Annotated in this window: 21 protein-coding genes and 1 pseudogene; 11 read left to right on the top strand and 11 right to left on the bottom strand. The window is 65.6% G+C overall.

The window, feature by feature from the left end:
- Nucleotides 1-8 precede the first annotated feature (8 nt).
- The 4 genes from IHV84_RS16765 to IHV84_RS16750 form a co-directional block, all read right to left on the bottom strand.
- The gene (locus IHV84_RS16765; protein ID WP_111867249.1) at nucleotides 9-821 is read right to left on the bottom strand and encodes a carbohydrate ABC transporter permease; all 813 of its coding nucleotides are present in this window, start codon (nucleotides 819-821) and stop codon (nucleotides 9-11) included.
- The gene (locus IHV84_RS16760) at nucleotides 814-1,710 is read right to left on the bottom strand and encodes a carbohydrate ABC transporter permease (RefSeq protein ID WP_198847714.1); all 897 of its coding nucleotides are present in this window, start codon (nucleotides 1,708-1,710) and stop codon (nucleotides 814-816) included. The genes IHV84_RS16765 and IHV84_RS16760 overlap by 8 nt, the downstream gene beginning before the upstream one ends.
- A gap of 148 nt (nucleotides 1,711-1,858) precedes the next feature.
- A complete protein-coding gene (locus IHV84_RS16755; RefSeq protein WP_198847713.1) occupies nucleotides 1,859-2,932 on the bottom strand; it encodes an ABC transporter ATP-binding protein in 1,074 nt (357 codons plus the stop codon).
- A 3-nt stretch (nucleotides 2,933-2,935) separates the two neighbouring features.
- Entirely contained in the window at nucleotides 2,936-4,009 is a 1,074-nt protein-coding gene (locus IHV84_RS16750) for an ABC transporter ATP-binding protein (RefSeq protein ID WP_198847712.1), read from the bottom strand.
- Between the two features lie 235 nt (nucleotides 4,010-4,244).
- Here IHV84_RS16750 and IHV84_RS16745 point away from each other — a divergent pair, with 235 nt between their 5' ends.
- From IHV84_RS16745 to proC, 3 genes are read left to right on the top strand one after another with little or no spacing between them, the layout of a single operon-like run.
- A complete protein-coding gene (locus IHV84_RS16745) occupies nucleotides 4,245-5,009 on the top strand; it encodes a DeoR/GlpR family DNA-binding transcription regulator (RefSeq protein WP_092698048.1) in 765 nt (254 codons plus the stop codon).
- A gap of 19 nt (nucleotides 5,010-5,028) precedes the next feature.
- Entirely contained in the window at nucleotides 5,029-6,522 is a 1,494-nt protein-coding gene (glpK, locus tag IHV84_RS16740) for a glycerol kinase GlpK (protein ID WP_198847711.1), read from the top strand.
- A gap of 58 nt (nucleotides 6,523-6,580) precedes the next feature.
- Nucleotides 6,581-7,417, top strand: coding sequence for a pyrroline-5-carboxylate reductase (proC, locus tag IHV84_RS16735; protein ID WP_198847710.1), 837 nt, complete (start codon nucleotides 6,581-6,583; stop codon nucleotides 7,415-7,417).
- Between the two features lie 45 nt (nucleotides 7,418-7,462).
- Here the strand turns inward: proC and ubiA are convergent, their stop codons facing one another.
- Nucleotides 7,463-8,350, bottom strand: coding sequence for a 4-hydroxybenzoate octaprenyltransferase (gene ubiA / locus IHV84_RS16730; protein ID WP_198847709.1), 888 nt, complete (start codon nucleotides 8,348-8,350; stop codon nucleotides 7,463-7,465).
- Between the two features lie 162 nt (nucleotides 8,351-8,512).
- Here ubiA and IHV84_RS16725 point away from each other — a divergent pair, with 162 nt between their 5' ends.
- The 4 genes from IHV84_RS16725 to IHV84_RS16710 are packed head-to-tail and all read left to right on the top strand — an operon-like array spanning nucleotide 8,513 to nucleotide 14,598.
- Nucleotides 8,513-11,956: a response regulator gene (locus IHV84_RS16725; RefSeq protein WP_198847708.1), complete on the top strand. Its 3,444-nt coding sequence runs from the start codon at nucleotides 8,513-8,515 to the stop codon at nucleotides 11,954-11,956.
- 8 nt (nucleotides 11,957-11,964) lie between these two features.
- Nucleotides 11,965-12,801 carry a protein-glutamate O-methyltransferase CheR gene (locus IHV84_RS16720; protein ID WP_198847707.1) on the top strand — a complete coding sequence of 279 codons (837 nt, stop codon included), beginning with the start codon at nucleotides 11,965-11,967 and terminating at the stop codon, nucleotides 12,799-12,801.
- Nucleotides 12,798-13,421 (top strand): chemotaxis protein CheB, encoded by a 624-nt coding sequence (locus IHV84_RS16715; protein WP_198847706.1) that lies wholly within the window; start codon nucleotides 12,798-12,800, stop codon nucleotides 13,419-13,421. Before IHV84_RS16720 ends, IHV84_RS16715 begins: the two co-directional genes overlap by 4 nt.
- Before the next feature lie 52 nt (nucleotides 13,422-13,473).
- Complete coding sequence (locus tag IHV84_RS16710; RefSeq protein WP_198847705.1) at nucleotides 13,474-14,598, top strand: hybrid sensor histidine kinase/response regulator; 1,125 nt, start codon at nucleotides 13,474-13,476, stop codon at nucleotides 14,596-14,598.
- Nucleotides 14,599-14,711: 113 nt separating this feature from the next.
- On the opposite strand, the gene IHV84_RS16705 is transcribed toward IHV84_RS16710, so the two are convergent.
- The 5 genes from IHV84_RS16705 to recG all read right to left on the bottom strand — a co-directional run bounded on the left by IHV84_RS16705 (nucleotide 14,712) and on the right by recG (nucleotide 21,030).
- Nucleotides 14,712-15,080, bottom strand: coding sequence for a response regulator (locus IHV84_RS16705; protein WP_198847704.1), 369 nt, complete (start codon nucleotides 15,078-15,080; stop codon nucleotides 14,712-14,714).
- A 158-nt stretch (nucleotides 15,081-15,238) separates the two neighbouring features.
- On the bottom strand, nucleotides 15,239-15,754 hold the full coding sequence (locus IHV84_RS16700; RefSeq protein ID WP_044396586.1) for a Dps family protein: 516 nt from the start codon (nucleotides 15,752-15,754) through the stop codon (nucleotides 15,239-15,241).
- A 177-nt stretch (nucleotides 15,755-15,931) separates the two neighbouring features.
- Complete coding sequence (locus tag IHV84_RS16695; protein WP_198847703.1) at nucleotides 15,932-17,683, bottom strand: dipeptidase; 1,752 nt, start codon at nucleotides 17,681-17,683, stop codon at nucleotides 15,932-15,934.
- A 216-nt stretch (nucleotides 17,684-17,899) separates the two neighbouring features.
- Entirely contained in the window at nucleotides 17,900-18,865 is a 966-nt protein-coding gene (locus tag IHV84_RS16690; protein WP_198847702.1) for a LysR substrate-binding domain-containing protein, read from the bottom strand.
- Between the two features lie 44 nt (nucleotides 18,866-18,909).
- On the bottom strand, nucleotides 18,910-21,030 hold the full coding sequence (recG, locus tag IHV84_RS16685; protein ID WP_198847701.1) for an ATP-dependent DNA helicase RecG: 2,121 nt from the start codon (nucleotides 21,028-21,030) through the stop codon (nucleotides 18,910-18,912).
- 109 nt (nucleotides 21,031-21,139) lie between these two features.
- On the opposite strand from recG, the pseudogene IHV84_RS16680 reads away from it, so the two are divergent.
- The 4 genes and pseudogenes from IHV84_RS16680 to IHV84_RS16665 all read left to right on the top strand — a co-directional run.
- Nucleotides 21,140-22,417: pseudogene (locus IHV84_RS16680) on the top strand (HD-GYP domain-containing protein); the annotation flags it as partial.
- Nucleotides 22,418-22,508: 91 nt separating this feature from the next.
- Nucleotides 22,509-23,477 (top strand): 1-phosphofructokinase family hexose kinase, encoded by a 969-nt coding sequence (locus IHV84_RS16675; RefSeq protein ID WP_198847700.1) that lies wholly within the window; start codon nucleotides 22,509-22,511, stop codon nucleotides 23,475-23,477.
- An 80-nt stretch (nucleotides 23,478-23,557) separates the two neighbouring features.
- On the top strand, nucleotides 23,558-24,703 hold the full coding sequence (gene queA, locus IHV84_RS16670; protein ID WP_198847699.1) for a tRNA preQ1(34) S-adenosylmethionine ribosyltransferase-isomerase QueA: 1,146 nt from the start codon (nucleotides 23,558-23,560) through the stop codon (nucleotides 24,701-24,703).
- A gap of 153 nt (nucleotides 24,704-24,856) precedes the next feature.
- Nucleotides 24,857-25,447, top strand: a complete 591-nt coding sequence (locus IHV84_RS16665; RefSeq protein ID WP_198847698.1) for a hypothetical protein — start codon at nucleotides 24,857-24,859, stop codon at nucleotides 25,445-25,447.
- Nucleotides 25,448-25,484: 37 nt separating this feature from the next.
- Here IHV84_RS16665 and IHV84_RS16660 read toward each other — a convergent pair whose 3' ends face one another.
- Nucleotides 25,485-26,213, bottom strand: coding sequence for a uracil-DNA glycosylase (locus IHV84_RS16660; RefSeq protein ID WP_198847697.1), 729 nt, complete (start codon nucleotides 26,211-26,213; stop codon nucleotides 25,485-25,487).
- Nucleotides 26,214-26,419: the final 206 nt, after the last annotated feature.

Genomic DNA, 26,419 nt, shown 5'->3' with positions numbered 1-26,419 from the left:
CCTTCACGTCAGACGCGGCCCATGGCGAAGCCCTTCGCGATGTAGTGGCGCACAAACCAGATCACGATGGCACCGGGCACGATGGTTAGCACCCCGGCGGCGGCCAGCGTTGCCCAGTCCATGCCGCTGGCGCTCACCGTGCGCGTCATCGTGGCGACGATGGGCTTGGCGTTCACGCTGGTCAGCGTGCGGGCCAGCAGCAGCTCCACCCAGCTGAACATGAAGCAGAAGAACGCCGCCACCCCCACACCCGCCTTGATGAGCGGCAGGAAGATGGTGAGGAAGAAGCGCGGGAAGCTATAGCCGTCGATGTACGCCGTCTCGTCAATCTCGCGCGGGATGCCGCTCATGAAGCCTTCCAGAATCCACACCGCCAGCGGCACGCTGAACAGCAAGTGCGCCAGCGCCACGGCGATGTGCGTGTCCATGAGCCCCACGGTGGTGTAGAGCTGAAAGAACGGCAGCAGGAACACGGCGGGCGGCGTCATGCGGTTGGTCAGCAGCCAGAAGAACACATGCTTGTCACCCAGAAAGCTGTAGCGCGAAAACGCATAGGCTGCGGGCAGGGCCACGGTGAGCGTGATCACCATGTTGATGCTCACGTAAATCAGGCTGTTGATGTAGCCCGAATACCAGCTCTCATCGGTGAAGATGGTCTTGTAGTTGGCCCAGGTGAAGTGCTGCGGGAAGAACGTGAAGGTCGAAAGAATCTCCTCGTTCGTCTTGAAGCTCATGTTGATCATCCAGTAGATGGGCAACACGGCAAACAACAGGTACGCGAAGAGGAACAGCGTCCGCTTCTGGAAGCGCTTTTCATTCATGGCCAGCCCCTTCGTCGCTGACGGTGCCCACGCGCTGCATCCAGTTGTAGAGGATGAAGCACAGCAGCAGGATGATGAAGAAATAGATCAGCGAGAACGCCGCCGCAGGCCCCAGGTCAAACTGGCCCACGGCCTTGGTCGTGAGGTATTGGCTGAGGAAGGTGGTCGCATTGCCCGGCCCGCCACCCGTCAGCACGAAGGGCTCGGTGTAGATCATGAAGCTGTCCATGAAGCGCAGCAGCACGGCAATCATCAGCACGCCACGCATCTTGGGCAGCTGGATGTAGCGGAACACCGCGAACTTGCTGGCACCGTCAATGCGCGCAGCCTGGTAGTACGCATCCGGAATGGAGCGCAGCCCGGCAAACGCCAGCAGCGCCACCAGCGGCGTCCAGTGCCACACGTCCATCAGCAGCACCGTGAGCCACGCCTGCGTGGCGTTGCCGGTGTAGCTATAGTCAATGCCCATCTCCTGCAGCAGTCGGCCCATCAGGCCAATGTCGGCCCGGCCATAAATCTGCCAGATGGTGCCCACGACGTTCCACGGAATCAGCAGCGACAGTGCCACCACCACCAGCACTGCCGACGACTTCCAGCCCTGCGCGGGCATGGACAGCGCCAGCAGGATGCCCAGCGGAATCTCCACCGCCAGCACCGCCAGCGAGAAGGTGATCTGCCGCAAGAGCGCAGCGTGCAGCTCCTCATCGCGCATGATCTGCACGAACCACTCTGTGCCCACAAACACGCGGCGCTCGGGGCTGATGATGTCCTGCACCGAATAGTTCACCACCGTCATCAGCGGCAGGATGGCCGAGAAGGCCACGCAGATGATGACGGGCAGGATCAGGAACCAGGCTTTCTGGTTGACGGGTTTCGTAGTCACGCTCATGCCAGAGACTCCAAAAGAGTGATGCCAGCCACAGCGCATGACACGGGCGCAGCGCCATCAGCGGGACGCCCAGCAAGGGCCGCCCCGCAGCAAAGGGCGTCGTCCCCCTCGCAGGGGGAAGCCGCGCAGCGGCTCAGGGGGTGGGCCGTCATGCCAACAACTCCTCGTTTTGATAGAAGCAGGTGTGCTCACCCAGCACCTGCAGCCAGATGCTGTCGCCCACCGCGGGCAAGGCCACCTCGGGGGCCACGCGGGCCTTGATGGTGTGATCGCCCACCTGGGCGGTAAGCATCTGGTAGGTGCCGATGTCCTGCACCTGTGCCACGCGGCACTGCAGTGCGCCTGCGGCTTGCGGGGCAGACAGAGCCAGATATTCAGGCCGCACGCCCACCTGTAAAGCGCCTGCGGGCAAGCTGCGGGCAGGCAATGCCATGCGCTGGCCCGCCACCTGCAGCGTGGCGCCATCCACCACCGCGGGCAGGAAGTTCATGCCGGGCGAGCCAATGAAGTGGCCCACAAAGGTGTGCGCGGGCTTTTCAAACAGCGCATCGGGCGTGCCCAGCTGCATCACACGGCCACGGCTCATCACCACCACCTTGTCGGCAAAGGTCAGCGCTTCCACCTGGTCGTGCGTCACGTAGATCAGCGTGAGCTTGAGCTCATGGTGAATCTGCTTGAGCTTGCGGCGCAATTGCCACTTGAGGTGCGGGTCGATCACGGTGAGCGGCTCGTCAAACAGCACCGCCGCCACGTCCGAGCGCACCAGGCCACGGCCCAGCGAGATCTTCTGCTTCTGGTCGGCCGACAGGCCCGCCGCACGCATGTCGAGCTGGTGGCTCATCTCCAGCATTTCGGCAATCTGGCCCACGCGCTGCTTGATCTGCGCCTCGGGCACCTTGCGATTCTTGAGCGGGAAGGCCAGGTTCTCAGCCACCGTCATCGTGTCGTAGATGACCGGGAACTGGAACACCTGGGCAATATTGCGGTCCTGCGGCGTGGCGCGCGTCACATCGCGGCCATCGAACAGCACCTTGCCGTGCGAAGGCACCAACAGGCCCGACATGATGTTGAGCATGGTGGTTTTGCCGCAGCCCGAGGGGCCCAGCAGCGCATAGGCACCACCGTCTTCAAAGTCCATCTTGAGCGGCAGCAGCGCGTAGTCGCTGTCCTGCTGCGGGTTGGGCCGGTAGGAATGGGCCAGATCCAGCTGGATATGTGCCATGGTTCAGCGTCCTCCCGCGCGCTGGGGGGCCAGCACCAGAGCCTCGTCCGCACCGAACACATAGGCCTGGGCCGGGTTCAGGTGCAGGCGAACCTGTGCGCCCAGTTCAAAGTAATGCACCCCGGTGAGCTGGGCTACCAGTTCGCCCCAGGGCGTGTCCACGTGCACAAAGGTGTCAGAGCCCGAAATCTCGGCCAGCTCCACCACGCCCTGCACTTCCACATCGCCCGGCCGTGACTGCACGCGCAGCGCACTGGCGCGCACGCCCACGGTGAGCGAGGCGCTGGCCGCGGGTGGCAAAGGCAGTGGCAGCACGGTGCCGTCGCTCAGGCGCACGCCGCCGTCCTGGCGGGTGGCGGTCATCAGGTTCATCGGCGGGTCGCTGAAAGCGCGCGCCACGCTCAGCGAATTGGGTGCATGGAACACCTCGGCCGTGGGGCCGTATTGCAGCAAGCGGCCTTCGTGCATCACAGCGGTGTAGCCGCCCAGCAGCAGGGCCTCGCCCGGCTCGGTGGTGGCATACACCACGGTGGATTGCCCGGCGGCAAACAGCTGGGTCAGCTCCTCGCGCAGTTCCTCGCGCAGCTTGTAGTCCAGGTTCACCAGGGGTTCGTCCAGCAGCATCAGCGGCGCGCCCTTGGCCAGCGCACGGGCCAGCGCCACGCGCTGCTGCTGGCCGCCCGACAGCTCGGCGGGCAGGCGGTCCAGAAACATCTCGATGTGCAGGCGGCTGGCCAGTTCGCGAACGCGGGCGTCGATGTTTTTCTCGCCGCGCAGCTTCAGCGGCGAGGCGATGTTGTCAAACACCTTCATCGAGGGGTAGTTGATGAACTGCTGGTACACCATGGCCACGTTGCGGTCGCGCACAGGGGTGCCCGTCACATCCTTGCCATCCACCAGCACGCGCCCCTGCGTGGGCACGTCCAGCCCCGCCATGATGCGCATCAGGCTCGTCTTGCCCGCCTGGGTCGCGCCCAGCAATACCGTCACGGCATTGCTTTGCAGCGCCAGGCTCATGTCATACAGCCAGGTCTGCGCCCCGACTTTCTTGCTGATGCTGTCCAACGCCAGCTGCATGAAGCATCCTCTTCCGCCCCTTGGGCCTGTGTGAAAGGACTGCGCACCTAAGCTGCAGCCCACAACTTTCGAACTTGCTCATTTTTGTTCTTTTTTGTTCGAATCGAATCAAGGTTTACCCTTAATGCATTCGTTTTTTTTCGCTTTACAGTCTCGAACGCTCCATCGACGCGCCGATCAGATGTTTCAAATTTGTTACAAGTCGGTGACAACCCACGCACCCAGCCCCCCCACCGTGAACACCAACCCCCGCCAACTCCAACTGCTTGAAGAAGTGCGTGCGCGCAAATCCGCCACGGTGGAACAGCTTGCCGACACCCTGGGGGTCACGCTGCAGACGGTGCGCCGCGATGTGCAGCGCCTGGCGGAATCTGGCCTGCTCACCCGCTTTCATGGTGGCGTGCGCGTGCCCAGCTCCACGGTGGAGAACCTGGCCCACACCCAGCGCGAAACCCTGCACGCCGATGGCAAAGCCCGCATTGCGCGCGCCGTGGCCGAACAGGTGCCCAACGACTGCTCACTGATCCTGAACATCGGCACCACCACCGAGGCCATTGCCAAGGCGCTGCTGCACCACCGGGGCCTGCGCGTCATCACCAACAACCTGAATGTGGCCGCCATCCTCAGCAGCAACCCCGAGTGCGAGGTCATCGTCGCTGGCGGGGTGGTGCGCGCGCGCGACCGGGGCATCGTGGGCGAGGCGGCGGTGGACTTCATCCGCCAGTTCAAGGTGGACATCGCGCTCATCGGCATCTCGGGCATCGAGCCCGATGGCTCGCTGCGCGACTTTGACTACCGCGAGGTGAAGGTGGCGCAAACCATCATTGAGCAGTCGCGCGAAGTGTGGCTGGCCGCCGACCACAGCAAGTTCAACCGCCCGGCCATGGTGCAATTGGCCACGCTCAATCAGATCGGGCGGCTATTCACCGATGCGCCGCCGCCTGAGCCTTTTCCCGCTTTATTGCAAGACGCCGGAGTAATCTGCACCGTGGCGGCCTGACCCAATGGATTTTTCGACCATGACCTACCTGCTCGCACTTGACCAAGGCACCTCCAGCTCCCGCAGCATCGTGTTCGATGAACGCGGCCACATCGTGGCGCAGGCGCAGCTCGAATTGCCCCAGATCTACCCCCAGCCCGGCTGGGTGGAGCACGACCCGCTGGAAATCTGGCGCACCCAACTCGCCACCGCGCGCGACGCGCTGGCCAAGGCGGGCATAGCGGCCAACGCCGTGCGGGCGGTGGGCATCACCAACCAGCGCGAAACCACCGTGCTGTGGAACCGCAAAACCGGTCAGCCCGTGCACCACGCCATCGTGTGGCAAGACCGGCGCGCCGAACCCGCCTGCGCGCAATTGCGTGAACAAGGCCACGCCGGCACCATCCAGGCCAAGACGGGTCTGCTGGTAGACGCCTACTTCTCCGGCACCAAGCTGCAATGGATGCTGGACCATGTGCCCGGCGCCCGCGACGCGGCCGAGCGCGGGGAGCTGGCCTTTGGCACGGTGGACAGCTGGCTGATGTGGAAGCTGACCCACGGCCAGGTACACGTGACGGACGTGAGCAATGCCGCGCGCACCATGCTGTTCAATGTGCATACCAACCAGTGGGACGACGAGCTGCTGGCGCTCCTGCGCATCCCCAAGGCCCTGCTGCCCGAGGTGCTGCCGTCCGCCGCGCACTTTGGAGACACAGCCGCCGACCTGCTGGGCCATTCCATCCGCATCGGCGGCGTGGCGGGCGACCAGCAAAGCGCACTCTTTGGCCAAGCCTGCTTCACGGCGGGCATGGCCAAGAACACCTATGGCACCGGCTGCTTCATGCTGATGCATACGGGCAATGTCTTCCAGACATCACAAAACGGCTTGCTCACCACCAGCGCAGCGCAGGCTTCCCAGCAGCCTGAGTTCGCCATGGAAGGCAGCGTGTTTGTGGGCGGCGCCGTGGTGCAGTGGCTGCGCGATGGCCTGCGCGCCATCACCAACAGCAGCGAGGTCGAGTCGCTTGCGCAAAGCGTGCCTGATTCGGGCGGCGTGATGATGGTGCCCGCCTTCACCGGCCTGGGCGCGCCCTACTGGAAGCCCGACGCACGCGGCACCATCACCGGCCTGACGCGCGGCACCACCATTGCCCACATTGCGCGCGCCGCACTCGAAAGCATCGCCTACCAAAGCGCCGCCCTGCTGCTGGCCATGAGCCGCGACGCCGTGGCCGCTGGCGGTGCCCCGGTGAGCGAGCTGCGCGTGGACGGCGGGGCGTGCGTGAACGATTTGCTGATGCAGTTCCAGGCCGACCTGCTGGGCATTCCGGTGGTGCGCCCCGCCGTGATTGAGACCACCGCCCTGGGCGCTGCCTACCTGGCGGGCCTGTCGAGCGGCGTGTACGCCAGCACCGACGAACTCTCCCACCTGTGGCGCGCCGACCGGCGCTTTGTGCCTACGCTCAGCAACGGCCGCGCGCAAGAGTTGATGGCGAACTGGGAACACGCGGTGCGGCAAACCACCGCAGAGTGAACTCAAGTCGCGGCGGCGCTACCATCGTGGCCCCTGTTGTTGCCACCTTGCACATCCCATGAGCCAAACCGCCGCATCTCCATCCCTCCCCACCATCGCCTTCATCGGCGGCGGCAACATGGCCAGCGCCATCATTGGCGGGCTGATCCACCAGGGGCTGCCTGCCAGCCAGATCGAGGTGGTGGAGCCCTGGGCCGAGGCGCGCGAGGCGCTGCGCAAGAACTACGGTATCGAAGCGCAGGCCGAGGCGGGCCCTGCGCTGCAACGCGCGGGTATCGTGGTCTGGGCCGTCAAGCCGCAAACCTTCAAGGACGCCGCCGCGCAAGCCAAGGCGCACACGCAAGCCGCTCTGCACCTGAGCGTGGCGGCAGGCATCCGCTCGGACAGCATTGCCCAGTGGCTGGGCTCTGAGCGCGTGGTGCGCACCATGCCCAACACGCCCGCCCTGGTGGGCAAGGGCATGAGCGCGCTGTACGCCCGCCCAGCCGTCACGGCAGCGGAACGCCAGAGCGTGGAAGCCATCATGGCGTCTACCGGTGAATTCCTGTGGGTGGAAAGCGAAAAGCAGCTCGACGCCGTCACGGCCCTCTCAGGCTCTGGCCCAGCGTACGTTTTCTACTTCCTCGAAGCCATGGCCCGCGCGGGCGTCGGCATGGGGCTGAGCGAACAGCAGGCGCACCAGCTGGCCGTAGGCACATTTGTAGGCGCGTCGGAACTGGCCCGCCGATCGGACGAGCCCCCGGCCGTGCTGCGCCAGCGTGTCACATCCAAGGGCGGCACCACCTATGCCGCGCTGCAGTCGATGGAGGCTGATGGCGTGGGTGCCGCGTTCGAGCGCGCCATGCAGGCCGCTTGCAAGCGCGCCGATGAATTGGGCAACGAATTTGGCGCTTGAAGCATTTTTTGGCTCTAGCGCTTATCCGACAAGCGCTAGCAGCTATCAATTAGTGAGCAAATACCGCAACAGGTAGCTGCCCGCAATGCCCGCAAACACCGTGGCGCCCAGCCAGTGGTTGATGCGGAAGGCCTTGAAGCAGCCTTCGCGGGTGCGGGCGCGGATCAGCGTGAAGTGCCACACGGCCTGCGCCAAGGCGGCGGCCATTGCTACATAAAAAATAGCACCTAGCGCATAGGGGGCGAGCGCTACCGCCCAAATGCCCAAGAAAAGCAGATAGAACAGAGAAATGCCCGCCACATCAAAGCGCCCCAGGGTGATGGCCGAGGTCTTGATGCCGATCTTGAGGTCATCGTCGCGGTCCACCATGGCGTATTCGGTGTCGTAGGCCAGCACCCAGAACATATTGCCCAGCCACATCCACCACGCCACTGCGGGCACGCTACCCTGCACGGCGGCAAACGCGATCACGATGCCAAAGTTGAACGCAATGCCCAGCACCGCCTGCGGCATGGCAATGATGCGCTTGGTGAACGGGTAGGCAATGGCCACCAGCACGGCAGGCACAGACCACAGGACGGCCGCCATGTTGGTAGTGAGCACCAGGCCGAACGACACCAGGGCCAGCACTGCGCCCAGGCCCAGTGCTTCCTTGACGGACACCTGCCCGGTGGTCACCGGGCGCTGCGCCGTGCGTTTGACGTGCTTGTCAAAGTCGCGGTCGGCCACGTCGTTCACGCAGCAGCCCGCGCTGCGCATGAGGATGGTGCCCAGCACAAACACGATGAGCAGGTGCCAGCCCGGAAAGCCGTCGGCCGCAATCCACAGCGCGCTGAGCGTGGGCCACAGGCACACCAGCCAGCCGGCGGGGCGGTCCCAGCGGATGAGGTCGAGGTACAGGCCAAAGCGGCTGCGGGGGGAGACGGCGGACATGGCGGGCAACGGCTGGAACAACAAGGAGGGGCTGCCCCGTCCACACACGCGGGCAGGGCGCACCGAATGTAGCAGCAATGCCGTGGCGCGGGCCTCCTGCCCCGGCGCCCGTCCAAACCCGATAAAGTGCGCCTTTCCCCCGTACACCACCCACCGCACCGCATGACCCGCACCCCGAGCCCCCAGGCGGCCACCCGCTTCGCCATCCCCCGCACGCTGATGGCGGGCTTCATCCTGGCTGCCGTGGCCACACTGGTGATCGGGCTCGTCAATTTCCGGTCGGCCGAAACCCGCACTGAGGCCGTTCGGGCCATGGACCGCACCACCCTGGCCATGCGCCATCTCAATCGGTTTACGCAGGCCATCAAGGATGCGGAAACGGGCCAGCGCGGCTACCTGCTGACGAGCGATCTCTCGTACCTCAAGCCCTTTGACGCGGCCGTGACCTCGCTGCACAAGCACCTGACGGACCTCAAGGCCAGCGCGGCGGACTACCCAGCGCACCTCCAGCTGGTCGAGCAGCTCGAAGCCCTCACGCAGCAGAAGCTGCGCGAGCTCACCGAAACCATTGCCCTGCGCAAGGCCGGTGACGGCGTGGGCGCGATGACGCTGGTGCAAAGCGGTGCGGGCCAGCAGATCATGGACCAGCTGCGCGAGGTGGCGGAGAGCCTGCGCACGCAGCAGAACCTGCAGCTGGAGACCCGCCGCGAGCAGTGGGTGGCCGCGGCCACCAACGCCAACCTTTATTCCGGCGCCGGCTCGCTGGTTCTGCTGGTGCTGATCTGCATTTCGGCCGGCGTGACGGCGCGGGAGTACCGGGCCAAGTCCATGCAGTCGTGGATTTCGACGGGCCTGACGGGCCTGGGTCAGCGCATCCATGGCGGCCACCGGCTCGAAGAAATCGGACAGATCGCGCTGGAGTACCTGGCAGGCTACCTGCGCGCCCAGGTCGGGGCCGGGTACGTGGTGCAGGACGGCGCGGGCTTCGCATTGTTCGGCGGCTACGCGCTGCCGCGGGAGCGGCTGGCCGAGACCCTGCTTGTGGGCGAAGGGCTGGTCGGCCAGGCCGCCCGGTCGCGCGAGCTGATGCATGTGCGCGATGTGCCCGCGGGCTACCTGCCGGTGTCGTCCGCCACGGGGCAGGCCAGCGCCGCCGAGCTGCTGGTCGCGCCCGCCGTGGAGCATGGGCAGGTGTATGCCGTCATCGAACTCGGCTTCAACCGCCCGGTGACCGAGACCGAGCGGACGCTGATGGAGCGCGCCTCGGAACTGCTGGCGGTGGCCATCCGCTCCGGCATCGACCGCAACCGCCTGCAGAACTTGCTGGAGGAGACGCAGCGCCAGTCCGAAGAACTGCAGACCCAGCAAGAAGAACTGCGTGTGAGCAACGAAGAGCTGGAGCAGCAAAGCCGCATCCTGCAAGAGTCGCAGGCCCAGATGGAGGTGCAGCAGACCGAGCTGGAGCAGACCAACGCCCACCTGGAGGCCCAGACCCAGCAGCTGGAATACCAGCGCGAGCAACTGCTGCGCGCCCAAAGCGCCATGACGGACAAGGCCCGCGAGCTGGAGCTGGCCAGCCAGTACAAGAGCGAGTTCCTGGCCAACATGAGCCACGAGCTGCGCACGCCGCTCAACTCCACCCTGATCCTGGCCAAGCTGTTGGCAGACAACAAGCCGGGCAACCTGAGCCCCGACCAGGTGAAGTACGCGCAGACCATCTACGCAGCGGGCAACGACCTGCTGGCCCTGATCAACGACATCCTCGACCTGTCCAAGATCGAGGCCGGCCAGGCCACGGTGTCGGTGGAAACGGTGACGCTGTCCAAGGCCCTGCAAACCCTGATCGACCCGCTGCGCCCGCTGGCGCAAGAAAAGGGCCTGACGCTCACAGCCACTGTTGCACCCGACGTACCGGCCACGCTGGACACCGACCCGCAGCGCCTGGGGCAGGTGCTGAAGAACCTGCTTTCCAACGCGCTCAAGTTCACCGAAAAGGGCTCGGTGGCGCTGCATGTGTCGCGCAACCCGGACGACACCCTGTCGTTTGCCGTCAAGGACACGGGCATCGGCATCCCGGCGCACCAGCAGGAGCTGATTTTCGAAGCCTTCCGCCAGGCCGATGGCAGCACGCACCGCAAGTACGGCGGCACGGGCCTGGGCCTGTCGATCTCGCGCGACCTGGCGCACCTGCTGGGCGGGTCCATCCACGTGCAGAGCACGCCGGGCGAAGGCAGCGTCTTCACCCTGGTGCTGCCACAGAAGCTGGTGCCCCCATCGCCGGAAGCAGAACCCGCAGTGCCGCTGGCGGCACCTGCTCCAGCCCGCGCGGCGGCACCGGTCGTCGCACCGGCTCCTTCGGCCCCGGCATTGCCACCCGTGGCGGCCCCAGTTGCTCCCGCAGCCCCGCGCCGTGCGGGCGCGCGCAGCATCCTGGTGATCGAAGACGACGTGCGCTTTGCGCAGATCCTGAGCGATCTGGCGCGGGAGATGGACTTTGACTGCCACCTGGCCCACAACGCGGCCGACGGCCTGGCCTACGCAATGCACAGCCTGCCCAGCGCCATCGTGCTGGACGTGAACCTGCCCGACTTCTCGGGCCTGGGCGTGCTCGACCAGCTCAAGCGCAACCCGGCCACGCGCCACATTCCGGTGCATGTGGTTTCGGTGGCCGACTACTCACAAGAGGCCCTGGGCCGGGGAGCCGTGGGCTATGCCCTCAAGCCCGTCAAACGCGATGAACTGGTGCACGCCCTGCAGCGGCTGGAAGCCAAGTTCACCCAGAACCTGCGGCGCGTGCTGGTGGTGGAAGACGACGAGCGCCAGCGCGAGAGCGTGCGCCACTTGCTCACCAACGACGACGTGGAGATCGTGGGCGCCGGCACGGCAGCCGAGGCGCTGGCGCACCTGCGCGGCTCCACCTTCGACTGCATGGTGATGGACCTGAATCTGCCCGACCTGAGCGGCTACGAACTGCTGCAGCAAATGACGGAGCAGGACGGCGTCTCCTTCCCGCCCGTCATCGTGTACACAGGCCGCGCCCTGTCGCGCGACGAGGAGCAGCAGCTGCGCAGGTTCTCCAAGTCCATCATCATCAAGGACGCCCGCTCCCCCGAGCGGCTGCTGGACGAGGTCACGCTGTTCCTGCACCAGGTGGAGTCTGAGCTGTCGGCCGAGCACCGGCAGATGCTGCAGGTGGCCCGCAACCGCGAGACCGCCCTGGAAGGCCGCAACGTGCTGGTGGTGGAAGACGATGTGCGCAACGTGTTTGCGCTCTCCAGCATCCTGGAGCCCACCGGCATCCGCGTGGAGATTGCGCGCAACGGCCTGGAGGCCCTGCAGGCGCTGGAGCGGGCCGGCAGCGGCGGCCAGCCCGCCATTGACCTGGTGCTGATGGACATCATGATGCCGGAGATGGACGGCTACACCGCCATGCGCGAGATCCGCAGCCGCCCCGAGTGGCGCCGCCTGCCCATCATCGCGCTGACCGCCAAGGCCATGAAGGACGACCAGGAAAAATGCCTGGCCGCCGGGGCCAACGACTACATCGCCAAGCCGCTGGACGTGGAGAAGCTGCTGTCCCTCGTGCGGGTGTGGATGCCCAAGTAGGCCCCTCTATGCCGCACCGCAAGGCCCGCACCGCAGACATCGAGCAGCGCCTGCTGATCGACGCCATCTACCACCGCTACCACTACGACTTCCGGGGCTACGCGCAGGCGTCGCTCAAGCGGCGGCTGGCGTCGGCGCTGGTGCAGTTTGACTGCAAGACGCTGTCACAGCTGCAGGACCGCGTGCTGCACGAGCCCGCCGTGTTCCCTGCGCTGCTCGAATACCTCACCGTGCAGGTGAGCGACATGTTCCGCGACCCCAGCTACTTCCAGGCGCTGCGCCATGAGGTGGTGCCGCTGCTACGCACCTACCCCTCGCTCAAGGTCTGGGTGGCCGGGTGCAGCGCGGGGGAAGAGGTGTATTCGCTGGCCATCCTGCTGCAGGAAGAAGGCCTGCTGGACCGCACCCTGATCTACGCCACCGATATCAACCCGCATGCGCTGCGCGCCGCCGAGTCGGGCGTGTTCGACGTGTCGCGGGTGGCAGCTTTCACCGAGAACCATGCGCGCTCCGGCGCCCGCAGCTCCTTGTCGGACTACTACGCGGCAGCCTATGGCCGCGTGGTGTTCGACAAGGGGCTGCGCGAGCACATGGTGTTCTCCGACCACAGCCTGGCCACCGACAGCGTGTTCGCCGAAGTCCATCTGGTGTCGTGCCGCAATGTGCTCATCTACTTCGAGCGCGACCTGCAGAACCGCGCCCTGGGGCTGTTCCGCGAGTCGCTGTGCCACCGGGGCTTTCTGGGCCTAGGCTCCAAGGAGTCGCTGCGGTTTTCGGCGCACACCGATGCGTTCGACGACTTCGTGCCGCAGGACCGCATCTACCGCAAAAAGGCAGGGCTGTGAGCACCCAACACCTCGCCCCCAGACCCACACCTTCCCGGGGCTACGCAGCCATCGTGGTGGGCGGCTCTGCCGGCGGTATCGATGCCTTGCTGGAGCTGCTGCCTGCGCTGCCCGCCACACTGCAGGCGGCGGTGCTCGTGGTGCTGCACCTGCCCCGGGACCGGCGCAGCCTGCTGGTGGAAATTTTTCAGCCCCGCTGCGCCCTGCCGCTGCGCGAGGCGCACGACAAAGACGCCATCACGCCAGGCTCGGTGAGCTTTGCGCCACCGGACTATCACCTGCTGGTTGATGCGGGGCCCCAGGGCCCGCATGTGGGGCTGTCGGTGGACCCTCCCCTGCATTTTTCGCGCCCCTCCATCGACGTGCTGTTCGAATCGGCGGCAGACCACTACGGCCCCCGGCTGGTGGGCATTCTGCTGTCGGGCGCCAACGAAGACGGCGTGCACGGCCTGCAGGCCATTCAGGCGGCGGGCGGCCTCACCATCGTGCAAGACCCCGCCAGTGCCAGCATGCCCACCATACCGCAGGCAGCCATCGCGGCCCTGGCGGTGGACCACATCCTGCCCCCGGAAGGCATCGCAAGGCTGCTGGCGGACCTGCACCAGCGCCAGTTGCTTTGATCCGGGCACATGCGTCCCTTTTTGAGAACCCCACCCACCCTCCCCACCGCCCATGCCCCAGACCGACCGCACCAAATGCCTGCTCGTTGACGATGTCGAGGAAAACCTCATCGCCCTGGAGGCGCTGCTGCAGCGTGACGGGCTGGACATCCTCAAGGCCCAGTCGGGCCCCGAGGCCCTGGAACTGCTGCTGGCCCACGACGATGTGGCCCTGGCGTTGCTGGACGTGCAGATGCCCGAGATGAATGGTTTTGAGCTGGCGGAGCTGATCCGGGGCAGCGAACGCACCCGACACATCCCACTCATCTTCATGACGGCGGGCTCGCGCGAGCAGAACTGGCAGTTCCGGGGGTACGAGAGCGGGGCGGTGGACTTTCTGTACAAACCCATCGACCCGCACATGCTCACCAACAAGGCGGGCGTGTTCTTTGAACTGCACCGGCGCAAGCAGGCGCTGGCGCACGAGCTGCGCGCGCGCACCGAGGCGTTGCGCATCAACGAGATGTTCATGGCCGTGCTGAGCCACGACCTGCGCACCCCGCTGCAGTCCATCGTCGCGGCGGCCACCGTGCTCAAGCGCCAGCCGCCGCCCGACAAGGCAGCCCTGATGGTGGACCGGGTGCTGCGCTCAAGCCAGCGCATGGCCCTCATGATCGAAGACCTGCTGGACGTGACCCGCATCCGCCAGGCAGGCGGGCTGGCGCTGCAACTGAGCCCCGCCCACATGCAGACCGTGGTGCAGCGCACCCTGGACGAAGCAGCCACCAGCCACCCCGAACGCGGCATCGAATCCATCCTGGAAGGCGACCTCGCGGGCACTTGGGACACCGAGCGGCTATGCCAGGTGGTCACCAACCTGGTCGGCAACGCACTGCACCATGGCAGCGCAGACCAGCCGGTGCGCATTTGCGCTGATGGCAACCTTCCAGAGACCGTGAGCATCACGGTTTCGAACGGTGGCACCATCCCGCCCGAACTGATGCCCCATCTGTTCGACGCGTTTCGCGGGGGCGAACGCGAACCAGGGCGCCACCAGGGGCTGGGCCTGGGGCTTTTCATTGCGCACCAGATCGTGCGGGCGCACCGAGGTGCCATCGAGGCCAAGTCACAAGACAACGTCACGACCTTCCGGGTGACGTTGCCCCGCCACGCCCCCGCACGAAGCGCCGTCGCCTGACGCCGTTGGGCTACGACAGCCCGAGCCATCCAGGCGCCGGAAGGGCCGTGCGGGCGAATGCAGTGAAGGGAAAAGACGCATGGTGAGCGACAAATGCCGCCACGCGGCAGGGATCAGGTAGAGACCGAAGCCAGGGCCGTATGGATGCCACCCAGCAGTTGCTCCAGCTCTTCCAGCTCGAACGGTTTGAGCAGGGTGCGCACATTCGGCCCCCAGCTGCCCGGCTGGCTACCCAGTTCATAGCCTGAGCACAACACCACCCAGCGCAGCGGATCGTCCGCCAGCAACCGGCGGGCCAGATCGGTTCCTGACATACCGGGCAGGCTCACATCGGTGACCAGTACGTCGAAGGGATGGCCGGCATCCAGCACCAGGGCCTCTTCGGCAGAGGCGCAGGACGTCACCGTACGGCCTTCGCCTTCCATCAGCATGCCAATGGTTTCGCGCAGCTCTGGATTGTCTTCAACGTACAGGATTCGCATACATCACAGGGGGTTGGTCTGCCATGCGACGCCAGGGCAGCGCGCATTGCCAAACCCGCATCATGTGCAGGCGAAGGGGCCGCGCCGTGTAGGACAAGGCGCAATTCTGCGGCGCCCTGCACCACAAAGGAAGAACGGCGCGCGCAGAAAGCCGGTTGTCACTCTTCAAGCAACGAGCGCAGCATCCAGGCGGTTTGCTCGTGCACCGTCAGGCGCTGGGTGAGCAAGTCGGCCGTAGGCTCGTCGCTGGCCTTGTCGGCCAGGGGGAACAGGCTGCGGGCGGTGCGGGCCACGGCTTCATGGCCTTCGACCAGCACGCGCACCATGTCCAGTGCCTTGGGCGGCTTGGCGGGGGCGTCAGGCACGGTGGCCAGCTTGCCAAACTCGGCATACGAGCCTGGGGCCACATGGCCCAGCGAGCGGATGCGCTCGGCGATCGGATCCACCGCGTTCCACAGCTCGGTGTACTGCGCCATGAACATGGTGTGCAGCGTGTTGAACATGGGGCCCGTCACATTCCAGTGGAAGTTGTGGGTGGTGAGGTACAGGGTGTAGGTGTCGGCCAGCAGGCGCGACAGGCCCTGGGCGATGGCAGCGCGGTCCTTGTCGCTGATGCCGATGTTGATGCTGGGAGCAGAGGTCTTGCCGATCACTGCTTTGCTTGGCTTGGCCATGGATGGTCCTTTCGTGCTGAAAACATGAAACACCCCGCGCCATGCAGTCCCGAAGGCCGGGCGCGGGGCCCTGAAACACTGTAGCGCAAGTCACCGACAGTGGATGTCATCCGTTGCCGATGCAGTGCGTCTGGGTCAAGCAAACGGTGAAAAGCCGGGCCAGCAGCCTGGCCAGGCTCACTGCATTTGCTGCAGGTTGCCAATGCGCACCAGCATCTCGGTGAACATCTGCATGTCTGCATCCAGGTCCGCCACTTCCTTGAACTCCTTGGCGTTGTGGGCCGTGTACTTCTTGCCGGGCATGGCAGGGCCAAAGTTGATGGCGTTGGGCATCAGCTTGGCGGTGGTGCTGCCGGCGGTGGGCACAGGCTGCGCGGGCAGGCCGGTGGTGTCGCCAAAGGTGTTGAGCAAGGTGGCCAGCCACGCGCCCTTGGGGTCGCGCGCCATCCAGTTGCCCTGTTTGTGCTCCACCTCCACCGCGACGCCAGCCTGGGCACCCCAAGCCTTGACGCGCTCGGTGGTGGCCTGAGACAGTGCCTCTGGCGTTTTGCCACGCGGCATGCGCACGTTCACCAGTACATCGACCTTGCCGTCTTTTTCACGAATCAGGTTGGGCGACAGGGTCAGCGGGCCCATGAAGTCGTCGCTGTAAGCCAGGCCCAGGGTGCGGCCCAGGTAATCCACGCCATACAGGTCGGCGATGTAGCGCGCGACCTGGGCATAGCCATTGGCCGCCAACGCCACACCCGATTGCTGCAGGAACAGCGCCAGGCGCGGCAGCGGGTTCACGCCTTCTTCGGGGCGCGAGCCGTGGGCCGAGGCACCCGTGACCTTGACCAGCACATCTGCGCCGTCACGCGTCACGTCGATGCTGAACTTGCCGCCCTGGCCGGTGTATTTGCCGACAAAGGCGTCCTTGGCAGCGTTCAACTGGCGGCTCACAGCGTCCACATCGCCGCCGCGCAGGCGGGCGGTGGCTGTCTGGGGCACCGCGTTGGCCGATGCAGCACCCGCCATGGCCACGATGGTGGGCTGGTTGCCCGAAGCGGCACCCAGTGCAAAGGTGGTGCGCAGCGCACCCGATCCCTTTTCTGCCACCACGGCCGGGTACTTGCTGTCGAGCACGATGTTGTACTCGGGCAGGGTGGTCTTGGCGCGGTAGTACTTCATCGCGTCGCCACCGGTTTCTTCGGTGGTTTCGATCATGAGGCGGATGGTGCGGGCCAGTGGCAGGCCGCTTTCCTTCACGGCCTTCATGGCGTACAGCACGGTGGCGATGGAGCCTTTGTCGTCGATGGAGCCCCGGCCATACAGGTTGCCGCCCACGCGGGTCAGCTTGAAGGGGTCGAGTTTGGTGCCGTCGTCCAGCACCCATTCGTCGGCCACCACAGGCACCACGTCGGCATGGGTCAGGATGCCGAACTCGTCGGGGCCGCTGCCGGGCAGCTTCACCTCAAACACGCGGTTGTCCACGTTGCGGTATTGCAGACCAAACTCCTTGGCCATGCCTTCCACCAGCGCGCCAAACGCGATGATGTGCTTGTCTTCGTGCGGCGGCACCTTGTCGGAGCGCACCGTGGGGATGGACACCATGCGCGCGGTGGCGTCGATCACGGCAGCCTGGTTCTTCAGGCGGTTGTGCAGGCCCAGCAGGCGGCTGATGTTGACGAGGTCATCGCCCTGCAGCGTGGCCTTGCGCTCGTACGCCGCGACGGCGGGCGCCAGTTCGGGCTGCATTTGGGCCGACAGCGCCAGGAACTGGCTGAAACTGCCCGATGCGGCCGTGCCAGACATGGCAGCAGGTGCCGCAGCGATGCGGTCCATTTCGGGCTTCTTGATGGTGCCGCCGGCCTGGGATGCGGCGGGTGGCATGGAAGTGCAGGCCGACAGGGCCGCCACCAACGTGGCGGAAAGCCAAAGCTTCTTCATGGGAACCTTTCTTTTGGAGCGGTCACGGACTTACCGCCGCCATGCGGACGGCGACGGCAGGGACGGGAAGAGGAAGAAATGCAAAAACATTGCAAACGCCAGGCATGCTTTGCCAGCGCGGCGCGAGTGTAGCCCCGCCCAACGACAGGGCGCGAGTAACAAAATATTTCGTTTGCCCTGCCGCTGCAGCAGGGCCACCGCCTGGGCAGCCCACGTTCAGGACAGACGCGTCACACCCGGCAATTCGCAGGCGTAAATGGCGTTGCGCAGGGCGGCAATGGCCTCATAGCGCGTGAAACTGCGCCGCCATGCCAGCACCACCCGGCGCATGGGCGGGGGGCTGCCGTCTTTTTCTTCGATGGGCAGGTAGCGGATGTAGCTCTCGTCGCTCTTGCGGCGGCGCGCCGCCGTGTGCAGGGCGTCGCGTGGCACCGACAGGCGGGGCACCAGCGTCACGCCCATGCCTGCGGCCACCATGTGCTTGATAGTCTCCAGCGACGAGCCCTCGAACGACTTGCGGATGCCCTCGGCGTTGCTGGCAAAGCGGGCGAACTCGGGGCACACCTCCAGCACATGGTCGCGAAAGCAATGGCCTGCGCCCAGCAGCAGCATGGTTTCGTTCTTCAACTCGGCCGCCGTGACGGACTTCTTGGATGCCAGCGGGTGCGTGCTGGGCACGGCCGCCATGAAGGGCTCGTCGTACAGTGGGGCTATGGCCAGCCCGGTGTCGGGGAAGGGCTCAGCCAGGATGGCGCAGTCGATCTCGCCGGTGCGCAGCATCTCCAGCAGCTTGACGGTGAAGTTCTCCTGCAGCATCAGCGGCATCTGCGGGGTGCGCTTGATGGACTGGCGCACCAGCTCGGGCAGCAGGTAGGGGCCGATGGTGTAGATCACGCCCAGCGTCAGCGGCCCGGCCAGCGGGTCTTTACCGCGCTTGGCGATTTCCTTGATGGCCGCCGCCTGCTCCAGCACGCTTTGGGCCTGGCGCACGATCTCCTCACCCAGCGGAGTCACCGTGACCTCGCCGGCGCTGCGTTCAAAGAGCTTCACATCCAGCTCTTCTTCCAGCTTCTTGACGGCCACCGAGAGCGTGGGCTGCGAGACATAGCAGGCATCGGCCGCGTGGCCAAAGTGCTTTTCGCGCGCCACGGCCACGATGTACTTGAGTTCGGTGAGGGTCATGGTGTGTTCCTGCGGGCCGCGTCAGCGTGGGGCTGGGCGGGGTCTCATGCTTTGAGATAGTCCGATTTTCCCCCCAACCAGCGCGCCACGTGTTTGGCAGCCAATTCAGGGTAGCGATCAAGCATCTGGGGCGCCAGTTCGCGCGCCCATTCCAGCAGGTGGGTATCGGTTGCCAAATCAGCAAATCGCAACAGCGCATCGCCCGACTGGCGCGCGCCCAGAAACTCGCCGGGGCCACGAATTTCCAGGTCGCGCCGGGCGATCTCGAAGCCATCGTTGGTCTCGGCCATGGCGCGCAGGCGTTCCTTGGCGGTTTCGCCCACGCGGCCGCTGTCGTTGGTGGAATACAGCAGCACGCAGGCCGATGCCGCCGCGCCCCGCCCCACCCGCCCGCGCAACTGGTGCAACTGGCTCAGACCAAAACGCTCGGCGTGTTCGATGACCATGAGCGAGGCATTGGGCACGTCCACCCCCACTTCGATCACGGTGGTACTCACCAGCACGCCCATCTGGCCGCTGGAAAAAAGCTGCATCACGGCCTTCTTCTCTGCCGTGGGCATGCGCGAGTGCAGCAGGCCCACCATCACGCCGGGCAGGGCCTCGCTCAAATCGGCGTGCGTGGCGGTGGCGTTGGAGAGGTCCAGCGCCTCGCTTTCTTCAATCAGCGGGCACACCCAGTACACCTGCCGCCCGGCTTCGACCTGAGCACCGATGCGTTCGATCACTTCATCCTTGCGGCTGTCAGCAATGAGCTTGGTGACGATGGGTGTGCGGCCCGGCGGCAACTCGTCGATGACCGACACATCCAGGTCGGCGTAGTAGCTCATCGCCAGTGTGCGCGGAATGGGCGTGGCGCTCATCATGAGCATGTGCGGCTCCATACCGTGCGCCGCCAGTTTTTGCCGCAAGGCCAGCCGCTGCGCCACGCCAAATCGGTGTTGCTCGTCAATGATGGCCAGGGCCAGATTCTTGAACTGCACCTGTTCCTGGATCACGGCGTGGGTGCCCACGACCAGCGCGGCCTCGCCGCTGGCCACCATTTCCAGCATGACGGTGCGATCCTTTTTCTTTTGCCTGCCCACCAGCCAGGCCACCTTGCGGCCGCGGGCGGCCAGCAGGGGTTCGAGCCAGCCGATCATTTTGGCGAAGTGCTGCTCGGCCAGGATTTCGGTGGGCGCCATCAGCGCGCATTGCCAGCCCGCATCCATGGCCAGGCAGGCGGCCAGGGCCGAGACGATGGTTTTGCCCGAGCCCACATCACCCTGCAACAACCGGTGCATGGGCACGCGGCGGGCCAGGTCGGCCGCGATTTCTTCCCCCACGCGGCGCTGCGCGGCTGTGAGGTCGAACGGCAGCACGGCCATGAGCTGTTCGTGCAAGGGCAGCGCACCATCTTGCGCAGGCTGGGGGCGCAGCACCGGGGCGCGCAGCCGGTCGCGTTCACGGCGGGACTGGTGTTGCGAGAGCTGCTGCGCCAGCAACTCCTCGGCTTTCAGGCGCTGCCAGGCGGGGTGGCTGTGGTCTTCCAGGGTGGACAGGGCCACATCCGGCGTGGGGTGATGCAAAAAAGTGAGCGCCTCGCGCAATCCCCACGAGCGCTGGAGGCCATTTTGGCCTTGATACATGGCATGAGGAGGCTCCACCCCCGGCGGCAGGGTGTCTGATAAATCCACACGCCCCAGGGCACTGACCACGGCGCGCCGCAGGTAGGGCTGAGGCAGCCCGGCGGTGGTGGGGTAAACGGGCGTGAGGGCTGTGGGTAATTCGCCCCCCGCCAGCCGGAACGCCGGGTGCAGCATCTGCCGCCCCCAAAAGCCCCCCTTCACCTCGCCCCGAATGCGCAGGCGATTGCCCACCGCCATGGTCTTCTGGTGCGAGGGGTAGAAACTGAAAAACCGCAGCTCGCAACTGCCCGTGGCGTCTTCCACCTGCACCAGCAACTGGCGGCGCGGGCGCAACTGCACTTCGCAGGCCGTCACCGTGGCCTCAATCTGCACCGTCTGCCCGTCGCGGGCGCTGGCCAAGGGGGTGATGCGGGTTTCGTCCTCGTAGCGCAGCGGCAGGTGCAAAGCCAGGTCGATATCGCGGCGCAGCCCCATCTTTTGCAAGGCTTTTTGGGCAGCGCTGGGGGCGGCCGGGGCAGCGGGCCTCGAAACTGCGGGCATTTTCTTCAAAGCGGGAGGACAATGGAGAGGGAGAAGCGGGGCGAAAAGGCTAACATGGATAAAGCCCCGGCCCCTGTGATTGCGTCAGTTTGCGTTCTAGATAGTTGTCATGCTCAAGCGAATCAGTACCAAAAATCTCATCCTGGGCATGTACCTGCACGAATTCTGCGGCTCCTGGATGGAGCACCCGTTCTGGCGTGCAAAGTTCGTCCTGAAGGACCCCAAGGATCTGGAGCGCCTCCAGGCCACCGCGATCGATGAGGTGTGGATCGACACCTCCAAGGGGCTGGATGTGGCGGCGGGGGTGATGTCCGTCTCGCGCGAAGAGGCTGACCTGCAGATCGATTCAGAGTTTGCCCAGCTGGAAGACATGCCAGCCATCGTCATCCAAGAGCCGCCCCGCCCTGTACTGCCGCGTCGGAGCCGTGAACCCACGTCGATGCAAGATGAAATCCAACTGGCGGCCTCCATTTGCAGCGAATCCAAACGCGCCGTCGTTTCGATGTTCAACGAAGCGCGCATGGGCAAGGTGGTGGACGCGGCCAACGCGCAAAGCCTGGTGGAAGAGATTTCGGACTCCGTCAGACGCAACCCCGGCGCACTCATCAGCCTGGCACGCCTGAAAACTGCCGACGACTACACCTACATGCATTCGGTGGCTGTGTGCGCCATGATGGTGGCACTGGCCAAGCAGATTGGCCTGAGCGAGGAACACACCCGCAGCGCCGGCATGGCCGGCCTGCTGCACGACCTGGGCAAGGCCGCCATCCCGCTGCCCGTTCTGAACAAGCCTGGCAAGCTCACAGACAGCGAGTTCGCGGTGGTCAAGAGCCACCCGGTCGAGGGTTACAACCTGCTCAAGGAAGGTGGCAATGTCGAGGACTCGGTGCTTGACGCCTGCCTGCACCACCACGAAAAAATGGACGGCACAGGCTACCCCGACAGGCTGCAGGGCGACCAGATCTCGCTGATCGCGCGCATGACGGCCATCTGTGACGTGTACGACGCCATCACGTCTGACCGCCCTTACAAGAGCGGCTGGGATCCTTCCGAATCCATTCGTCGCATGGCCGAGTGGACCAAGGGGCACTTCGACCCGCGCCTGTTCCAGGCCTTCGTCAAAAGCATCGGCATCTACCCGGTGGGCTCGCTCGTGCGGCTGTCATCCGGCCGCATTGGCGTGGTGACAGAGCAAGGCGAAAAGTCCCTCACCTCGCCGCGCGTGAAGGTGTTCTTCTCCACCAAGTCAGACCTGCGCATCCCCCCTGAAGTGGTGAATCTTGCCGAACCGGGCTGCAACGAAAAAATCGTCGCCCGCGAAGACCCTGACAAATGGCGGTTTCCAGACCTCAACGAGTTGTGGTCGGGCCTGCCAGAGCGCCCCTGGCAACCCCCACGGGCAGCCCTGACCCCAGCGCCTTCGGCACGCCGCTGCACCGCCGAAGGCCAGTCACCTGACGCCACCCACGCGCCGCGCCATGACCTCTTTTCTGACCCTCACCCCCAACCCCGCGCTGGACATTGCCACCAGCACCGAGCAGGTGCTGCCCACCCACAAGCTGCGGTGCGGTACGGTGCTGCGCTATCCGGGCGGGGGCGGCATCAACGTAGCCCGGGTCTTGCACCGCCTGGGCGCTGCAGTAGAGGCACGGGCCCTGGTGGGCGGCCCTGCAGGCGCGCAACTGCAAGCACTGCTGCAGCAAGAAGGGGTGGCATGCCAGATGCACGCCATCGCTGGCGATACCCGTGAAAACATGTCGGTGCTGGAGACCCGCACTGGCCAGGAGTTTCGGTTCGTGCTGCCAGGCCCCACGGTGGACCACACGCAATCTCAAGCCCTGCTAGAGGCCCTGCTGCCAACCGCAGAGCCGGGTTCGCAACCCGCCCGGTGGATCATCGCCAGCGGCAGCCTGCCGCCCGGAATGCCGCACGACTTTTATGCGCAACTGGCCCACGCAGCCCAACAGCAAGGAACACCGCTTGCGCTCGACACCTCGGGCGCCGCGCTGGCGGCAGCGCTGGAAGGGGGAGTGGCGCTCGTCAAGCCCAGCCTGCGCGAGTTGCGCGACTTGCTGCAACGGCCGCTGAACACCGTGCAGGAATGCGGTGACGCCGCCTTCACCCTGGTGCAGCAAGGCGCTGCCAGCACGGTGGCCATTTCCATGGGCGAACAAGGCGCGGTGCTGGCCCACCGCGACGGCGTATGGCACGCACCAGCGCTTGAGGTGCCGGCCACCACCGGCACCACCGGGGCGGGCGATTGCTTTTTAGCGGCCTTGGTCTGGGCGCTGGAACGTGGCGACACGCCCCCCGAGGCCCTGCGCTGGGGCGTGGCTGCCGGGGCAGCCGCCTTGCTGTCGCCCGGCACGGCGCTGGCCCAGGCAGCAGACATCCACCGCCTGCACGCCCAGGTGCCCGTGCCGCAGGTGATCACTGTGGCCCGCTGAACAGCCACACCGAGCGCATCGGGGCGTGGGACAATAGCGCCCTTTTTCACTTGGCACGGGCCCGTTCGGCCCTCAAGCTCATGACCGATCTTTCGCTCTCCGCCCCTGGCGCCCCCCTGGCACCACACGCCTACACCCTCAGCGACTTCGACTTCTCGCTGCCCCCCGAACTCATCGCACAGCACCCCGCCCCCGAGCGCAGCGCATCGCGCCTGCTCGACGGCCGCGCCATGGCGCCCGCAGACCGCATCTTCCGTGAACTGCCCGGCCTGCTGCGCGAGGGCGATCTGCTCGTCTTCAACGACACCCGCGTCGTCAAGGCCCGCATCTTTGGCGAGAAGGCCAGTGGCGGCAAGCTGGAGTTGCTGATCGAGCGCGTCCTGCCCGCCGAAGCTGGAAGCGCAGGGAATGAAGTGGTAGCCCACATGAAGGTCAGCAAAAAGCCCCTGCCCGGCAGCACAGTGCACATGGCCGGCGGCCGCCACGCGGGCGGCTTTGATGCCACGCTGCTGGGCCGCTGGCCTACCGAAGACGGCCCGCTGTTCCGCTTTGCCTTGCAAGGCCCCGCAGGCGAGACGCCGTGGGAGTTGATGGACCGCCACGGCCACCTGCCGCTGCCGCCCTACATCGAACGCCAGCAAAACACCGACCACGACCCTGACGAGGCGGAAGACAGCCAGCGCTACCAAACCGTGTTTGCCCGCAACCCCGGCGCCGTTGCTGCCCCCACCGCCGCGCTGCACTTTGACGAAGGCGTGCTGGCCGAGCTGCAGTCGCGCGGCATCGAGCGCGCCAGCGTCACCCTGCACGTGGGCGCAGGCACCTTCCAACCGGTCAAAACGGAGAACCTGGCCGAACACCAGATGCACAGCGAGTGGTACGAAGTGCCCCTGGCCACCCTGGCTGCCCTGGAGCGCTGCCGCCAGCGCGGTGGCCGCGTGGTAGCTGTGGGCACCACCACCGTGCGCACGCTGGAATCGTGGGCCCAAAGCGGCAAGACCACGGGTGACACCAACATCTTCATCACCCCAGGGTTCAGCTTCAAGATGGTGGATGTGCTGATCACCAACTTCCACCTGCCCAAAAGCACCTTGATGATGCTGGTGAGCGCGTTTGCGGGCTACGCCCACATCATGGGCCTGTACCGCCACGCCATTGCACAGCGCTACCGCTTTTTTAGTTATGGGGATGCGATGCTGCTGGATCGCGCCAAGGCCGCCAACTGATCCAACGACCTAGCACCGCCACGCCGAGCAAATCGTCACACCTGTTTACGATTGGATGCCATCAAGAGGGGCAAGGCACAACATACCGGGCCTACACTCGCCGCGACTAACCAGCACACATTGGAGCTGGCACACGTTGCAAGACCTCCCCTCATGAGAAAAACCCTCTCCCTCCACCCCGTGGCGCTTTCCTGTGTTCTGCTGCTCGGGGGCTGTGCCGCCAACCCGACTGACAAGAACACCAAGGCAGCCGCAGGCACAGCGCATGGGGCGCCACAGTCTTCCGATACAGCATCGGAGGTGGGCCGTGCCATCACGCCTCCGCTGTCAGACCTGAATCTGGTGAAGGCAAACATTCCGCCGCAGCTGGCGGCAGCCCGCCAAGCCCCTTACGCCCTGCCGACCGACCGCAGCTGCCAAGCGCTGGCAGAGCAGGTGCGGTCACTGGATGCGGTGCTGGGGGCCGATCTGGACACCCCTTCCACCTCAACCAACCCCAGTCTGATTGAGCGGGGTGCGGGCGCAGCGAAGAAGGGAGCCATCGGCGCCGTGAGAGGCGCAGCAGAAGACGTTGTGCCCATGCGCAGCTGGGTGCGCAAGCTGACGGGCGCCGAGAAGTACAGCCGCGAGGTGGAAGCCTCCATCACAGCGGGCACCATCCGGCGCAGCTACCTCAAGGGGCTGGGGCAGGCTGCGGGCTGCGAGTCGCCTGCGGCGCCCTTGGCACCCAAGGCCGAGGAATAAGCCCCCCTCCAGCGCGGTGAAGGTGTGGGGCAGCGCCTCAGCCCTGGTTCCGCTCCCGGAACGCGCGCGCATGGCCGAAATGGCCATTGCCAATGAAGGGCACGGGTGGCCGCAAGGCCGACAGAGGCGAGGGGTGGTTGGATGTGAGCACGAGGTGCCCCCGGTCTTGCGGGATGAAGGCGCGTTTGGACTGTGCGTGCGAGCCCCACAGCATGAAAACCACCGGGCGATCCCCTTCGGCCACATGGCGGATGACGGCATCGGTCAGCAGCTCCCAGCCCTTGCCGGCGTGGCTGGCAGCTTGCCCCTCTTCCACGGTGAGGCAGGTGTTGAGCAGCAGCACCCCGTTTTGCGCCCACTTCACCAGGCTGCCACCAGGATTGGGAAAGGGCGGAAACGGCACGCCCAGATCGCGCTGCATTTCCTTGAAGATGTTTTGTAGCGAGGGCGGCAGGCGCACGCCGGGCGCTACCGAAAAGGCCAGCCCTTCGGCCTGCCCACGCCCGTGATAGGGGTCTTGCCCCAGGATGACCACGCGCACGGCATCGGGCGGGGTCAGTTCCAGCGCGCGCAGCGGGCGGGGTGGGAAGATGCTGGCGCCTGCATCCATGCGGCTTTGCAAAAAAGCCAGCAGCTTTTGCCCCACAGGTCCACCAAAAAACTCATCCACCAACGGCTGCCAGCCAGGGGCTACAGGCCAATCGGCAGGGTTGGCAGAGGTGAGCTGGGTGGGGGCTTCGTTGGCAGGGGCAAGCAAGTCGGTCATGGCAAAGCAGCGGGAATGTGCGCGGGGCTAGAGTATCGGGCGAAACGCCCCTCACGCCTGCTGCGGCTTGCCAGTGCAGCTGGCAGTCATCAAAAGCTATCATTTTGATAGCTTCTCGCGCTTATCCATCAAGCGCTAGAGCCTTATTTCAGGCTCTTCTAGCGAATGCTAGTGATGAGTCTTTAAACGCCCTGCAGCGCCCCCAT

It is taken from the genome of Acidovorax sp. IB03, assembly GCF_016406015.1.
GTDB lineage: Bacteria > Pseudomonadota > Gammaproteobacteria > Burkholderiales > Burkholderiaceae_C > Acidovorax > Acidovorax temperans.
Note: the sequence above shows the minus strand (reverse complement) of the source record. Positions and strands in the feature narration are given on the sequence as shown.

Coding starts and splice junctions, on each gene's coding strand:
- IHV84_RS16765 (WP_111867249.1), bottom strand. CDS start 821: ATGAATGAAAAGCGCTTCCAGAAGCGGACGCTGTTCCTCTTCGCGTAC.
- IHV84_RS16760 (WP_198847714.1), bottom strand. CDS start 1,710: ATGAGCGTGACTACGAAACCCGTCAACCAGAAAGCCTGGTTCCTGATC.
- IHV84_RS16755 (WP_198847713.1), bottom strand. CDS start 2,932: ATGGCACATATCCAGCTGGATCTGGCCCATTCCTACCGGCCCAACCCG.
- IHV84_RS16750 (WP_198847712.1), bottom strand. CDS start 4,009: ATGCAGCTGGCGTTGGACAGCATCAGCAAGAAAGTCGGGGCGCAGACC.
- glpK (WP_198847711.1), top strand. CDS start 5,029: ATGACCTACCTGCTCGCACTTGACCAAGGCACCTCCAGCTCCCGCAGC.
- proC (WP_198847710.1), top strand. CDS start 6,581: ATGAGCCAAACCGCCGCATCTCCATCCCTCCCCACCATCGCCTTCATC.
- ubiA (WP_198847709.1), bottom strand. CDS start 8,350: ATGTCCGCCGTCTCCCCCCGCAGCCGCTTTGGCCTGTACCTCGACCTC.
- IHV84_RS16725 (WP_198847708.1), top strand. CDS start 8,513: ATGACCCGCACCCCGAGCCCCCAGGCGGCCACCCGCTTCGCCATCCCC.
- IHV84_RS16720 (WP_198847707.1), top strand. CDS start 11,965: ATGCCGCACCGCAAGGCCCGCACCGCAGACATCGAGCAGCGCCTGCTG.
- IHV84_RS16710 (WP_198847705.1), top strand. CDS start 13,474: ATGCCCCAGACCGACCGCACCAAATGCCTGCTCGTTGACGATGTCGAG.
- IHV84_RS16705 (WP_198847704.1), bottom strand. CDS start 15,080: ATGCGAATCCTGTACGTTGAAGACAATCCAGAGCTGCGCGAAACCATT.
- IHV84_RS16700 (WP_044396586.1), bottom strand. CDS start 15,754: ATGGCCAAGCCAAGCAAAGCAGTGATCGGCAAGACCTCTGCTCCCAGC.
- IHV84_RS16695 (WP_198847703.1), bottom strand. CDS start 17,683: ATGAAGAAGCTTTGGCTTTCCGCCACGTTGGTGGCGGCCCTGTCGGCC.
- IHV84_RS16690 (WP_198847702.1), bottom strand. CDS start 18,865: ATGACCCTCACCGAACTCAAGTACATCGTGGCCGTGGCGCGCGAAAAG.
- recG (WP_198847701.1), bottom strand. CDS start 21,030: ATGCCCGCAGTTTCGAGGCCCGCTGCCCCGGCCGCCCCCAGCGCTGCC.
- IHV84_RS16675 (WP_198847700.1), top strand. CDS start 22,509: ATGACCTCTTTTCTGACCCTCACCCCCAACCCCGCGCTGGACATTGCC.
- queA (WP_198847699.1), top strand. CDS start 23,558: ATGACCGATCTTTCGCTCTCCGCCCCTGGCGCCCCCCTGGCACCACAC.
- IHV84_RS16665 (WP_198847698.1), top strand. CDS start 24,857: ATGAGAAAAACCCTCTCCCTCCACCCCGTGGCGCTTTCCTGTGTTCTG.
- IHV84_RS16660 (WP_198847697.1), bottom strand. CDS start 26,213: ATGACCGACTTGCTTGCCCCTGCCAACGAAGCCCCCACCCAGCTCACC.